The sequence below is a fragment of the Tabrizicola sp. genome, from assembly GCF_031377265.1.
In the GTDB taxonomy this organism is placed as follows: Bacteria; Pseudomonadota; Alphaproteobacteria; order Rhodobacterales; family Rhodobacteraceae; genus JAUYQR01.
The window spans coordinates 1-12634 of record NZ_JANMET010000274.1; the positions used below are offsets into that span (position 1 = coordinate 1).

Annotated in this window: 13 protein-coding genes; 3 read left to right on the forward strand and 10 right to left on the reverse strand. The window is 59.7% G+C overall.

From position 1 onward, the window contains the following. Positions 1-286: Hint domain-containing protein (locus tag RMO18_RS15485; RefSeq protein ID WP_309667103.1), on the forward strand; the 286-nt coding region annotated here is incomplete at its 5' end. On the opposite strand, the gene RMO18_RS15490 is transcribed toward RMO18_RS15485, so the two are convergent. The 9 genes from RMO18_RS15490 to RMO18_RS15530 all read right to left on the reverse strand — a co-directional run bounded on the left by RMO18_RS15490 (position 272) and on the right by RMO18_RS15530 (position 9666). Further along, positions 272-865, reverse strand: coding sequence for a nucleotidyltransferase family protein (locus RMO18_RS15490; protein ID WP_309667105.1), 594 nt, complete (start codon positions 863-865; stop codon positions 272-274). The two genes, RMO18_RS15485 and RMO18_RS15490, sit on opposite strands and share 15 nt — an antisense overlap. Before the next feature lie 62 nt (positions 866-927). Then, on the reverse strand, positions 928-3351 hold the full coding sequence (locus RMO18_RS15495) for an FAD-dependent oxidoreductase (protein ID WP_309667107.1): 2424 nt from the start codon (positions 3349-3351) through the stop codon (positions 928-930). 120 nt (positions 3352-3471) lie between these two features. Beyond that, complete coding sequence (locus RMO18_RS15500) at positions 3472-4773, reverse strand: branched-chain amino acid ABC transporter permease (protein WP_309667109.1); 1302 nt, start codon at positions 4771-4773, stop codon at positions 3472-3474. After that, positions 4770-5780 carry a branched-chain amino acid ABC transporter permease gene (locus RMO18_RS15505; protein ID WP_309667111.1) on the reverse strand — a complete coding sequence of 337 codons (1011 nt, stop codon included), beginning with the start codon at positions 5778-5780 and terminating at the stop codon, positions 4770-4772. Before RMO18_RS15505 ends, RMO18_RS15500 begins: the two co-directional genes overlap by 4 nt. Before the next feature lie 37 nt (positions 5781-5817). Then, a complete protein-coding gene (locus tag RMO18_RS15510) occupies positions 5818-6240 on the reverse strand; it encodes a hypothetical protein (RefSeq protein ID WP_309667112.1) in 423 nt (140 codons plus the stop codon). 1 nt (position 6241) lies between these two features. Beyond that, positions 6242-6952 carry an ABC transporter ATP-binding protein gene (locus RMO18_RS15515; RefSeq protein WP_309667113.1) on the reverse strand — a complete coding sequence of 237 codons (711 nt, stop codon included), beginning with the start codon at positions 6950-6952 and terminating at the stop codon, positions 6242-6244. Next, a complete protein-coding gene (locus RMO18_RS15520) occupies positions 6949-7452 on the reverse strand; it encodes a hypothetical protein (protein WP_309667114.1) in 504 nt (167 codons plus the stop codon). The genes RMO18_RS15515 and RMO18_RS15520 overlap by 4 nt, the downstream gene beginning before the upstream one ends. Positions 7453-7565: 113 nt before the next feature. After that, positions 7566-8351: an ABC transporter ATP-binding protein gene (locus tag RMO18_RS15525; protein ID WP_309667116.1), complete on the reverse strand. Its 786-nt coding sequence runs from the start codon at positions 8349-8351 to the stop codon at positions 7566-7568. Between the two features lie 121 nt (positions 8352-8472). Further along, on the reverse strand, positions 8473-9666 hold the full coding sequence (locus tag RMO18_RS15530; RefSeq protein WP_309667117.1) for an ABC transporter substrate-binding protein: 1194 nt from the start codon (positions 9664-9666) through the stop codon (positions 8473-8475). A 297-nt stretch (positions 9667-9963) separates the two neighbouring features. On the opposite strand from RMO18_RS15530, the gene RMO18_RS15535 reads away from it, so the two are divergent. Together RMO18_RS15535 and RMO18_RS15540 are read left to right on the forward strand one after the other, a co-directional pair. Further along, positions 9964-10977, forward strand: coding sequence for a PQQ-dependent sugar dehydrogenase (locus tag RMO18_RS15535; protein WP_309667118.1), 1014 nt, complete (start codon positions 9964-9966; stop codon positions 10975-10977). A gap of 67 nt (positions 10978-11044) precedes the next feature. Then, positions 11045-11440, forward strand: a complete 396-nt coding sequence (locus RMO18_RS15540) for a DUF805 domain-containing protein (RefSeq protein ID WP_309667119.1) — start codon at positions 11045-11047, stop codon at positions 11438-11440. A gap of 5 nt (positions 11441-11445) precedes the next feature. Here the strand turns inward: RMO18_RS15540 and RMO18_RS15545 are convergent, their stop codons facing one another. Further along, on the reverse strand, positions 11446-12462 hold the full coding sequence (locus RMO18_RS15545) for a GlxA family transcriptional regulator (protein WP_309667121.1): 1017 nt from the start codon (positions 12460-12462) through the stop codon (positions 11446-11448). Positions 12463-12634: the final 172 nt, after the last annotated feature.

The window sequence follows — 12634 nt, forward strand, 5'->3', positions numbered from 1 at the left end:
GGTTGCAGCCAAGCATCTTGTTGGCCGCACAGGCGTTTCGTCGGCGCTGCCAAGCGCAGGGGTGAGCTATGTGCATGTGTTGTTTGACCAGCACGAGGTGATCCGGTCGGACGGCATCTGGACCGAAAGCTTCCAACCTGCTGGCAGAATGCTGTCGATGCTGGATCATGCGGCGCGGGAGGAGCTTTTGGCTCTGTTCCCCGAGCTTGCGTCTGACGATTGCCCGCTGGAGGCTGCCCGTCCGACCCTGAAGGCGCATGAGGCGCGGGTGCTATTGTCGGCTTAGGCCGCGCCAGGCGGCCCAGTCCTCCGGGGTGTCAAGATCCGTGACGGCGTGACGATCCGGCAGGGCAACCAGCCGGGTCTTGTCGGGGTGGCGTTGCAAAACATCGCGCGCGCCCTGATCGCCGGTCAAGGCCAGAAGTTCCGGCCGCAGCCATGCTGGCAGGCAGACCGGATGACCGGGTATGCTGCCCGCAGCCCCGCGCAAGATCATGTCCGGATCATCGCGCCATGTGGCAATCATCAGGGCAAGATCAGCTGCCGTCAGTTCTGGCAGGTCGGCAAGAAGCAGCATGACACTGCTCGCATGTGACAGAGCCGCCAGCCCGGTCTTCAGGCTGTGAGACATCCCGAGTACGGGGTTCGTGACTACCACTGTCCGTGCCGGCAGCCCTTCAATGGCCTGCCATCTCAGCGGACTGTCAGCCGGCAAGGCGACGGTAACAGGCGCGCCGGTCGCCACTGCCGCTTGGGTGATGCGGGTCAGAAGGGGAACTCCGCCCACCAATTGCAACAGCTTGTCCGCGCCGCGCATGCGCGTCGAGGCCCCCGCAGCGAGGATCAGGACGTCGGGTCGGAACATCGCCTGCACTCCCGCCTGGCCAAGGGCACCGACGGCACCTTAGCGCAACCCGCATGGCGCGGTCATCCCCGCATCCGCGCCCCATCTGCGTCAAACAAGGGGGCCAGCGACACCCGCGCGGGCCGCCGTTGGCCAAGGATTTCGATTTCCACGGCTTGGCCGTCATGGGCGCTATCGGTAGGCAGGAACCCCATGGCCACCGACTTGCCGGTGTAGTGCGAATATCCACCGGAGGTGCAGAACCCGACCACAGCGCCGTTCAGCCAGATCGGCTCCCAGGCCACAACGTCGGCGTCATCGGCATCGACGATAAAGCTGACCAGGCGGCGCTTCGGCCCGGCGGCCTTTTCGGCAGTCGCCGCGGCTTTGCCGATCCAGTCGGCATCCTTGTTCCAGCGGATGAACCGATCAAGACCCGTCTCACCCGGCGTGTAATCGGGGCTGAATTCGCGCCCCCAAGACCCGAACCATTTGTCCAACCGCAGCGACATCATCGCCCGCATGCCAAACGACCGCAGACCAAGATCAGCGCCCGCAGCGTTGAGCACGTTCCACAAGTGACGCACCGACATGTGATCAGTAAAGATTTCATAGCCCAGATCAGCCGTATAGCTGACGCGCTGCACGATGCAGTTGGCCATTCCGACGGTCATGCGCCTTACGTCCATGAACTTGAACACCTCGGGGCCTACGTCGCTGCGGGTGACGCGAGACAACAGTTCGCGGGCCTTTGGTCCGGCGATCTGGAAACCGGAGCGCGCGTCCGAAATGTTTTCGACCGTCACGCCATCCATTGTGTTCTGTTCGAACCAGCGTTGATGCCAACCTTGTGCGCCGTAGCTGGCCGTCAGCTGAAACTCGGTCTCGGACAGGCAACTTACCGTGAAGTCTCCGATGATCTTGCCTGAATGCGCCAGCATCGGGGTAAGGCTGAGGCGCTCGGGTTTCGGTATGTTGCCAGCCATGATCCGGTCAAGCCATACACGGGCGTTCGATCCGACAACCCGGTATTTGCCGAAGTTCTGCACCTCGTTGATGCCCACGCTATCGCGCACGGCCATCACTTCCTGCCGCGTTGCCTCCCAGGCGTTTGACCGCTTGAAAGTCGGCGTTTCATAGACCGGCTCGCCGGGAAGGGCGAAGTAGTTCGGCACTTCAAGGCCGTATTGCTGCCCCCAGACTGCGCGCAGTTCGGTGAACGTGTCGTACATCGGCGTCACCCGGAACGGGCGGGCGGCCGGGCGCTCTTCGTTTGGATAACCGACAGAAAAGCGCATCTGGTAATTCTCGATCACCTTCGGGACAGTATAGCCTGGGGTGGTCCATGTCCCGAAACGGCTAACGTCAAAGCCGCGCGGATCGCGTTCCACCTCGCCCTCGATCATCCATTGCGCCAGTGCCAGTCCCATGCCGCCGCCCTGGCTAAAGCCTGCCATCACAGCGCAGGCAGACCAGTAGTTGCGCAGACCCTGCACCGGGCCGATCAGCGGGTTGCCATCAGGGGCGAAGGTGAATGGACCGTGGATCACACGCTTGACGCCCGACCGTTCCAGCACAGGGAACCGGCGGTAAGCGAAATTGACGGAGTCTTCGATCTTGTCGAACTGTTCATTCAACAGCTCATGGCCGAAGCCCCACGGCGTGCCGTCCACGGCCCAAGGTTCACAGGGTTTTTCATAAAAACCGATGCACAAACCGCGGCCTTCCTGACGCAAGTAAGACACGCCTCCCGGGTCCATCACATGCGGAAATTCTCGACCCGATTTCAGGATGTCCATGATTTCCGGAATGTCGTCAGTGACCAAGTATTGATGCGCCATTGGCAACAATGGCAGATAAACGCCCGCCATTGCCCCGATTTCACGTGCCCAGAGTCCGCCTGCGTTGACCAGATGTTCGCAGGTTATCGTGCCCTTTTCGGTTACCACTTCCCAGCCGTCCTTCGTCGGGTTGGTTTCCAGCACGCGGTTATGCAAGATGATTTCCGCCCCCCCCATCCGGGCAGCCTTTGCGTAGGCGTGTGTGGTGCCGGACGGGTCGAGGTGACCATCCAGCGGGTCATAAAGCGCACCGATGATCCCTTGGGTATTCACCAGACCGTCAGTCATCTTTTCAACTTCGGCAGGCGACAGGATTTCCGTGTCGAGGCCCATGTAGCGGTGCTTTGCCCGCTCGGCTTTCAACTGGTCAAAGCGCTCCTGATTATCGGCAAGAGTGATGCCGCCCACGTGATGCAGACCGCAAGACATGCCGGTCAGCGCCTCAAGCTCCTTATATAGGCGAATGGTGTAGCCTTGCAGGGCTGCCATGTTGGTATCGCCATTCAGGGTGTGAAAGCCGCCCGCCGCGTGCCAGGTGGACCCCGAGGTCAGTTCAGATCGTTCGATCAGCGTCACGTCGGACCAACCAAGCTTGGTCAGGTGATAGAGCACGGAACAGCCGACGACTCCGCCGCCGATCACGACCACGCGGGTATGAGTTTTCATCCGTCGATTCCCTTGCCTTGCCGGTTTTGCGCAGATTGGCTGGGGTGCAGGTTTCGGTCATACATATCCGCGACAGAAAATGTCGCGGATACGCAGCCCACTAGGGCTTGGCAAATGCGGCTACTTTTCAGGTATCAAGCCACGTGGGCTGAACCGCAGCACCAGAAGCAGGATTACCCCCAATGTCAGCAGGCGCATATGCTGCGCACTGTCGATCAGATGCGCCTTCAGCCAGCCGTCTGACAGTCCGGAAGTGAGGATACTCATCAGGTTCGGCCCAAGGAATTCGACCACCAGCCACAGCCAGCCGATCAGCAGTCCGCCCAGAACCGTGCCCCAGTTGTTGCCCGATCCGCCAACGATCACCATAACCCAGATGAGAAAGGTAAAGCGCAGCGGGTTGTAGGTGCCGGGGGTCAACTGGCCGTCCATCGAGGTCATCATCGCACCAGCAAAGCCGATGACGGCGGAACCCAGGATGAAGACCTGCAAGTGGCGGCGCGTCACATCCTTGCCCATCGCTTCTGCTGAAACTTCGTTGTCGCGGATGGCGCGCATCATCCGGCCCCAGGGGCTGTTCAAGGCCCGTTCTGACAGCCAGATCACGGCCACAAGCACCAGTCCGAACATGCCAGCGTAGAGCAGTTTTACAAACAGCGTCGAGGCATTGGCCGGATCCAGGCCCCAATTCGCAACAAGATCAATAAAGCCCGGTTCCTTTTGCATCACCACTTCATAAGGCACCGGCCAAGGGCGGGGCAGGTCGATAATGTTTTTCACACCGCGTGCCAGCCAGTCTTCGTTTCTGATGAAGGCAACCGTGATTTCCGCAATGCCAAGCGTCGCAATCGCGAGATAGTCTGATCGCAGACCCAGCGCCACTTTGCCAATCGCCCATGCAGCCGCAGCGGCCATCAGGCCGCCCAACGGCCAAGCCAACAAGGACGGCAGCCCCAGTCCACCGATGTTGCCGGCGGTAGCAGGATTGAACGCCTCAACTGCCGAAACGGCCGGGTCAAACACCGCACGATAGGCAAAGAAGCCGCCAATCAGAATTGCTGCCACCGCAAGACCACGGGTGCGCCCCTTCGGCATCCGGTTGTAGGTAAAGATCGCCGCTGCAATCGAGGCTGCCCCCAGCAGCAAGCCCATCACAATCCCAGACCCGCCTGCCGCCCAGCCCTCTGCCACGGGTTTGGCCGACACGAGGACCACGGACAGGCCGCCAAGCGCCGTGAATCCCATCACCCCGGTCGAGAACAGGCCCGCGTAACCCCACTGCATGTTCACACCAAGTGCCGCAATCGTTGCCAGAAGTGCGGTGTTCAGGATGGTCAGCGTCAGGTTCCAGCTTTGGAAATACCCTGTCGCCAGATAGAGAACCGCCACTATACCAAACAGGATCAGGTTCCGGATGTTCATACTGATTTCCCCTTGAACAAGCCTGTGGGCATGAACAGCAAAACGATGATCAGGATCGTAAAGCTGACCGCAAATTTGTAATCGGTGGACAACAGCTGCAGCAGGCTGTCAGGCGCCATGCTTTCGGGAACCAGATAGGTCACGATCTTCTTCCAGGCATTGGTTACCATCACTTCGGAAAACGCGATGACAAAACCGCCTGCAATGGCGCCCAGCGGGTTGCCAAGGCCGCCGACAATCGCCGCCGAAAAGATTGGCAGCAAAAGCTGAAAGTAGGTGAACGGCTTGAAGCTTTTATCCAACCCATACAGCGTTCCCGCGATGGTCGCGAGACCGGCTGCGATGATCCATGTAACTGCAACCACGCGATCGGGGTTGATCCCTGACAACAGGGCCAGGTCTTCATTGTCGGAAAAGGCCCGCATCGATTTGCCGGTGCGGGTCTTTTGCAGGAACCAAAACAGCAGCGCCACAACTGCAAAGGCAGTGATCACCGTTACGGCTTGCGTCGTCTTGATGGCCAAGGGCTCGGCAAGACCGGTGTAAGCCTTGAACTCTTGCGGGTTCACCACAAACCGCGCACCATCGGTGAAGTTCTGTTCATCAACCCCGATGATCAGCCGGATAATGCCGTTCATCACGAACATCACACCCAGCGACACGATGACCACGATCGTCGATGACGCCTTCTTTTGCCGATAGAACCGATAGACGACCCGGTCAGTTGCCAAGACGAAAGCGGCGGTCGCAACAATTGCAACAGGCAACGCCAGAAGCGCCGTTGGCAGCGGGCCAAAGCTGATGCCAACCGATTGCATCCACCATGTCACCAGGATGGTGATCATCGCGCCAAAGGCCATGGTATCGCCATGCGCAAAGTTGGAAAACCGCAAGATCCCGTAGATCAGCGTCACTCCAAGTGCCCCAAGCGCGATCTGCGCTCCGTAGCTGAGGCCGGGGATGAAGACAAAATTCAAAAAGGCGACAAGCGCGTTGAGAACATCCATGGTCAGCGCGCCCCTTGGGTAATGGCGAATTTCAGTGTCATTCCGTCACCTCGCAGCGTCCGCTGAAGTATTCTTCGAAGACATAGCTCTCGGCGGAGTTTGTCAGCGTGATCGAGGCAGTGCCATCGGGTGCATGCAGGAAGGCACCGTCCATCCCATCACGCGAGGCGATGAAATAGATGCGTGTTCCGTCACCTGTCGTGCCGGCATAACCAAGGGAAAGGGTATCCTCGCGGTCTGCCACGGTTCCGTCGAGACCGCGGTTAACGCCGCGCGTAATCAGGTTCCAGGTATCGCCTTCCGCATAAAGTTCGGTTTGCGCGACAGCGCCGACCGGACAGGCGGCGGTGCCGTCTCGCGCCATGTCACAAGCGGTCAGGGTAAGCCCGCACCCAAGATTGGATGCAGCGGCGTGCGTGGCCGTGATCAGACATACAGCTGTCAGGGCTTTTGCGTCCATCTTAGCCCCCCAGGAATGAACGTCGGACTTCGGGGTCATCAAGTAATGCTTTGCCGGTGTCGGTAAAGCGGTTGGAGCCTTGGACGAGCACAAATCCCTTGTCAGCAATTTCGAGAGCCTGCCGGGCGTTCTGCTCCACCATGAGAATGGAAATTCCGGTACGGGCGACTTCTATGATCCGGTCGAAAAGCTCGTCCATCACGATGGGGCTGACCCCGGCAGTGGGTTCGTCAAGCATCAGGACCTTGGGCTGCGTCATCAGGGCGCGCCCAACCGCAACCTGCTGACGCTGGCCTCCCGACAGCTCGCCGGCAGCTTGATAGCGTTTTGCCTTCAGAATAGGGAACAGGTGATAGACCTGCTCCAGCGTTCCCTTGATGTCATCGCGGCGCAGAAATGCCCCCATCTCCAGGTTCTCTTCGACCGTCATCGTCGTGAAGATGTTCTGCGTCTGCGGCACGAAGGCCATTCCCTTGGCAACCCGTGCCTGCGGGGACAGCGACGTGATATCCTCGCCGTCCAGCCGCACTTGCCCGCCGCGCAGCCCAAGCATGCCGAACACGGCCTTCATTGCGGTGGATTTTCCGGCACCATTTGGCCCGACGATCACGGCAATCTGGCCCTTTTCGACGGCAATCGTGCAGGCATGCAGGATGTCGACGGGGCCATAGCCACCAGTCATCGCATCGCCGATCAGGAAGGGTGCGCTCATTCGGGAAGGTCCAGCTTCAGGGCCGCAAGCAGGTCTGCATGGACCGAACGGTGCAAATCCGTATAGCTTCTGGCGATCTCTTGGGTGGTTACCCGCAGCGCAACACCGGCCGCGACATGGCCGGTCAGAACAACAACTGCAGGTGGCACGCTATGTCGGGGCAGATAGGCGGCACTCGTCGCGTTGCGCCCGTCGATCGAGGTCCAATCGACCACCAGCACTTCCGCGCGTGCGCTTATCGGGGCATGGGATTGCTGCCAGTTTTCCCACATCATATCTTGGTCAGAAAGCCCGGTTCGTAGCGACACCGACGCGGTGATCCCGGACATGTGGGTCATCAGCGCGACACCGGCATCCGATCTGTCCAGCGTCCAACCCACAGCATCGCAATGCGACAGGCCGGCGACAAGGGGGCTACAGTAACGATCCTCGGCCCAAACCCGCGCTGGCAGGATGGCGAGGAGGGCCAGCGAAAACGTCGAACGGCGGTTGATCTGCATGGATAATGTCTTTCCCAGTGCCCGACGCGAGGATCGCGAAGGGCGTGTCAGGTTCAGACGCGCCGGCCTTGGGTAAGGCTTGGCCTGGGTATGGAAAACCAAACGGGCAGGGGTCATGCCGCGCCCTCCTTGATCTTGTTCTTCAGGCCGGTGCCCAGGTAGGCTTCGATTACCCGCTCGTTGCTCTTGACCTCGTCCACCGTGCCTTCGGCAAGCACACGCCCTTCGGCCATGCAGATCACCGGATCACAAAGCCGGGCAATGAAATCCATGTCATGTTCGATGACACAGAAGGTATAGCCGCGTTCCTTGTTCAATCGGATGATGGCATCGCCAATCGTGTTGAGCAGGGTGCGGTTCACACCTGCGCCGACTTCGTCCAGAAACACGATCTTGGCATCAACCATCATCGTGCGACCAAGTTCCAGCAGCTTCTTCTGTCCGCCCGAGATGTGCCCCGCCTTTTGATCGGCAAGGTGGCTGATGGTCAGAAATTCAAGCACTTCGTCCGCTTTTTCGCGGATCCGGCGCTCCTCCTCAACCACAACGCTGCGGCGAAACCAGGTATTCCACAGTGTTTCGCCGGCCTGACCCGGCGGTACCATCATCAGGTTCTCGCGCACGGTCATCGAACTGAACTCGTGGGCAATCTGGAAGGTGCGCAGCAGGCCCTTGTGAAACAGCTCATGCGGCGGCAGACCGGTGATTTCCTCGCCATCCATGAAAACACGCCCGCTGGTGGGCGGCAAGCGCCCGGCGATCACATTGAAAAGGGTGGTTTTTCCAGCGCCGTTCGGACCGATCAAGCCGGTGATCGACCCTGTCTTGATCTTGATCGAAGCGCCATCAACGGCATGAAAGCCGCCAAAGTGTCGATGAAGGTCCTCGACAACAATCATCTGTTTTCCCCCTGCGGACCCGCCTCTGCCACTGACCTTTGCGTCACGCGGGCGGGTTTACCTATGGCAACGGCCCGGGGTGATGCCCGGGCCGTTTTGGTGTGTCAACTGACTTTCACGCTCAGCGGAACGTCACGGTCTCGTACTTGCCACCTTTGACCTCGAACTGGCGATAGCGGCCTGCGCTTTCGCCCGGCCCGATCAGTTCGACGCCTGACGCGCCGTCGTAGTCGATGTCCTGACCAGCTGCGAGCAGTTCCAGACCCTTGGCGATTTCGCCGGGCAGAATCTTTTCGCCCGGGCCATTGGCCACTTCTAGGACCTTGTCCTTGTAGACTTTCGGGTCGGTCGACCCGGCTGCCTGCATGGCCAGCATGATCAGCGCCGCTGCGTCATAGCTTTCCATGGTGTAGGGCGAGGTAGCGTCGAACGGGGTCGGCGCGGTCTTGCCCATTTCAGTCAAAATCGCCGCACCGGAGGAATCCGACTGGGCGACCTGGCCGTACGATCCATCGAGTGCTGGGCCAATGGCCGCCGGAAGGGTGTCACCGACCATGCCACCTGGCAGGCCGAACTGGCTGAACGCGCCAGAGTCGAGCGAGGCCTGGATGATGCCCTTGCCGCCTTGGTCAAGATAGCCCGCAACAACCAGCAGGTCGCCACCGGCCGACGCGAGTGCCGCAACTTCGGCCGAATAGTCTGCCTTGCCGTCTTCGTGTGCGGCATTGATGGTCACAGTGCCGCCTTTGGCGATGAACGCGTTGGCGATAGCGTCCGACAGACCCTTGCCGTAGTCGTTGTTGGTGTAGGTCAGCGCGATCGACTTGATGCCCTTTTCCACCAGAATGTCGGCCATGACTTCGCCTTCGCGCGCATCCGACGGTGCGGTGCGGAAGAACAGGCCGTCATCTTCAGCGGTTGTCAGCGCGGGCGAGGTTGCCGACGGCGAGATCATCACCATGCCGTTCGGGCGGGCCACGTTCTGCAACACAGCGCCGGTGATGCCGGAGCAGTCGCCGCCGATCATGCCCTTGATGCCCTCTGCAGTGATCAGACGCTCGGCTGCGGCGGTGCCTGCTGCGGTGTCGATTGCGCAGGTGCTGTCTGCACGGGCGCCGACAACGGTGGTTCCGCCAAGAAGTTTGCCGGAATCGGAAGCTTCTTTCATCGCCAGTTCGGCGGCGGCAGCCATGTGTCCAGTCAGCGATTCAATCGGACCGGTGAACCCGATGAAGATACCGAGTTTGATTTCCTCGGCTGACGCGGCACCAGCGATCAGTGCGGTCGCGGCCGTCGCCAAAAGTAGTTTTTTCATTTGTCTCTCCCATACTGGATCGAAATCCTGACGCGAGCCTAGAGGCAGCAATCTGAAAAGAAAAGCATCTAAAGCGCCGGAAGTTGGCCACTTTCGCAGCAATGTGCGGCCATTCAGGGTTGATTTGCGCTTTTGCCAGTCTGGAAACATACGCCGACAGCCCTATGGTCCAATTGGTGATGTTCGCAAAGGGAGAAGATCATGCGTGAAGTTCTCGTCTTGATTGTATCTGGCTTGCTTACAATCTTGCCCAGTGCTGGCGTTTCCCGAACGTTGATCGACACAAGTGCTGGTCCGATGCAGATCGACCTGATCGCCGATGGGCTGACCGAACCGTGGGGGCTGGCTTTCTTGCCGGACGGACGCTTCATGGTCACCGAACGAGATGGTCGCCTGAAGCTGTTCCATGGCAACCAGTCCCCACCGATCGAGGTGACCGGGCTGCCGGAAGTTTACGCCGAAGGGCAGGGCGGTTTGCTGGATGTAATGATCCCCAGCGATTTTGCCGAAAGCCGTGAGGTCTGGCTCAGTTTTGCCATGCCGCAGGGAAGCGGTGCCGGAACCGCGCTTGGCAAAGGCAGACTGGCCGATGACGGAACCAAGCTTATCGGCTTTGAAACGCTGTTCGCCGCGCCGCCGGGCGGAACTGGAGGGCGGCATTTCGGTTCACGGATCGTCGAGGCACCCGACGGCAGCGTGTTTTTGACGGTGGGCGACCGCGGGACCGGCCCGGATGGGCTGGAAGCCCAGGACCCCAAGCGCGCGGAGGGAAAGGTTATCCACCTGAACCGCGACGGCACCCCGGCCACCCAACTTGACGGGGCACTGGCTGGCATCTTCAGCCTCGGCCATCGCAACCCGCAGGGTGCGGCGTTGGATGCAGCGGGCTGGCTGTGGCTGGTCGAACATGGCGCACAGGGTGGCGACGAGTTGAACCAGGTCGCGTCTGGCCGGAATTACGGATGGCCGGTCATATCCTACGGCCGAAACTATGATGATGCAAAAATTGGCGTTGGCCAAGCAAGGCAGGGCATGGAACAGCCGGTGTTATACTGGGACCCGTCAATCGCGCCGTCTGGTTTGGCCATCTATTCCGGCAAGCTGGTGCCTGAGTGGCAGGGCGATTTCTTTGTCGGCAGCCTGAAGTTCGACTATATTGCGCGGCTTGATCCGGGTGCCGGATACAAGGAAGAAAGGCTATCGGCGCCGGAAACGGGCCGCGTGCGGGATGTTGTTGAAGCGCCGGACGGCTCGATCTGGTTCTTGTCAGTCTACGATGGTGCGGTCTATCGGATTGCGCCGCCTATCTAACGAGCGGTGGACAGACTGGTCACGCGGGAATAGCCTTTCCGGGCAAGTGAATTTCCCGGGGATAAAAATGGCAATGCTCGATTCTGTAAAGAGAGTTTACAATAGCTTCGCGAAGTTTTCCGGCCGCGCCAAACGGCCGGATTACTGGTGGTTTTTTCTGTTTCAGGTGATCGTTACGGTGGTTATCGCGGTCGTTGAGGGCGGTGGCACCATGTCAGCAGGTCATGGAATGTTTTCAGGCGCTTACAACGCCGGACCGGTTGGGATGATCTGGTCGCTGGTCAACTTCATTCCCGGCCTTGCGGTCAGTGTTCGTCGCCTGCACGATCTGGACAAATCCGGATGGTGGCTGCTCATCGCACTGATTCCTCTGATCGGTGCGATCGTGCTGATCGTCTGGTTTGCATCCCGCGGAACGGTGGGCAGCAATCGGTTCGGCGAAGACCCGGTCGGCGCAAACTAACGCCGTCAGATCGATAGCCTGACCCCAAGACCCGGTCCACCCTGCGTGCCGCGTTCGCGGTAGGGCGTGGTGTTGTAATGCGATCTATAGCATTTGGAAAAATGTGATGGGCTGGCAAAGCCGCATGCCAGCGCCACGTTGATCACGCTCATATCTGTCTGCATCAACAGATTGCGCGCCTTTTGCAGCCGGAGTTCCATGTAATAGCGCTTGGGAGAACGGTTCAGATAGCGACGGAAAAGGCGTTCCAGCTGGCGCGTGCTCATGCCGACTTCTTCGGCCAGATCGGCGGGCGACATCGGGTCTTCGATGTTGCCTTCCATCATCTGGATCACCTGGCTCAACTTAGGGTGACGCACCCCGATACGGGTCGGGATCGACAGGCGCTGGGTATCTTGATCGGTCCGGATGGTGGAATAGATCATCAGATCGGCGACATTGTTTGCCATGTCCTCGCCGTGATCCGTGGCGATGATCCGCAACATCAGATCAATAGATGAAATACCCCCCGCCGTGGACCAGCGATTGCCATCCATCACGAAGACCGATTTCGTCAACTTCACATCCTCGAATTCCTCGGCAAAACCATCCTGGTTCTCCCAATGGATCGTTGCTTTCTTGCCGTCCAGCAATCCGGCCTTCGCCAAGGCGTAGGATCCGGTGCAAAGCCCGCCAATGGTAACGCCGCGCCGCGCCTCACGTCGCAGCCAGCTGATCACCGGCTTGGTCGTGGTATGTTGAATGTCGATGCCACCGCAGACCAGAACTGTGTCTTCGCGTTCGATCTCGTCCAAGCCGAAGTCCAGTCTGAAGGTTGCGCCGTTCGAACAGGTCTTCTCGGTCCCCTCGCCACACAATGCCCAGGTGTAGATCTGCTCGCCGGCGACGTGGTTCACCAGTCGCAGAGGTTCGATTGCCCCTGCGAAATTGATCATCGTGAACTTGTCCAGCAGCAGAAATACAAATCGCCGCGGGGCGGCTGCCTTGGTCGTTTGAGTGGCTTTGCGTGGCTGGATGGGCATGTGAGCGACCTGTTCATGTCGTTTGCAGGCCACCGAACCCCAAAACTTCGGGGTTAGCAAGGCCCGAAACAACAGGTTTCCGGCCAAACGCCCTTTGCATTGTGCAAAGCCCGGCGTATATGGCTCCCCGACAAGAGCCCCGACCGGAGAAGACCGATGACCAAGGGATGGA

Excerpts from the sequence above, each read along its gene's own strand:
- RMO18_RS15490 (WP_309667105.1), bottom strand. The coding sequence starts at position 865 with ATGTTCCGACCCGACGTCCTGATCCTCGCTGCGGGGGCCTCGACGCGC.
- RMO18_RS15495 (WP_309667107.1), bottom strand. The coding sequence starts at position 3,351 with ATGAAAACTCATACCCGCGTGGTCGTGATCGGCGGCGGAGTCGTCGGC.
- RMO18_RS15500 (WP_309667109.1), bottom strand. The coding sequence starts at position 4,773 with ATGAACATCCGGAACCTGATCCTGTTTGGTATAGTGGCGGTTCTCTAT.
- RMO18_RS15505 (WP_309667111.1), bottom strand. The coding sequence starts at position 5,780 with ATGGATGTTCTCAACGCGCTTGTCGCCTTTTTGAATTTTGTCTTCATC.
- RMO18_RS15510 (WP_309667112.1), bottom strand. The coding sequence starts at position 6,240 with ATGGACGCAAAAGCCCTGACAGCTGTATGTCTGATCACGGCCACGCAC.
- RMO18_RS15515 (WP_309667113.1), bottom strand. The coding sequence starts at position 6,952 with ATGAGCGCACCCTTCCTGATCGGCGATGCGATGACTGGTGGCTATGGC.
- RMO18_RS15520 (WP_309667114.1), bottom strand. The coding sequence starts at position 7,452 with ATGCAGATCAACCGCCGTTCGACGTTTTCGCTGGCCCTCCTCGCCATC.
- RMO18_RS15525 (WP_309667116.1), bottom strand. The coding sequence starts at position 8,351 with ATGATTGTTGTCGAGGACCTTCATCGACACTTTGGCGGCTTTCATGCC.
- RMO18_RS15530 (WP_309667117.1), bottom strand. The coding sequence starts at position 9,666 with ATGAAAAAACTACTTTTGGCGACGGCCGCGACCGCACTGATCGCTGGT.
- RMO18_RS15535 (WP_309667118.1), top strand. The coding sequence starts at position 9,964 with ATGCAGATCGACCTGATCGCCGATGGGCTGACCGAACCGTGGGGGCTG.
- RMO18_RS15540 (WP_309667119.1), top strand. The coding sequence starts at position 11,045 with ATGGCAATGCTCGATTCTGTAAAGAGAGTTTACAATAGCTTCGCGAAG.
- RMO18_RS15545 (WP_309667121.1), bottom strand. The coding sequence starts at position 12,462 with ATGCCCATCCAGCCACGCAAAGCCACTCAAACGACCAAGGCAGCCGCC.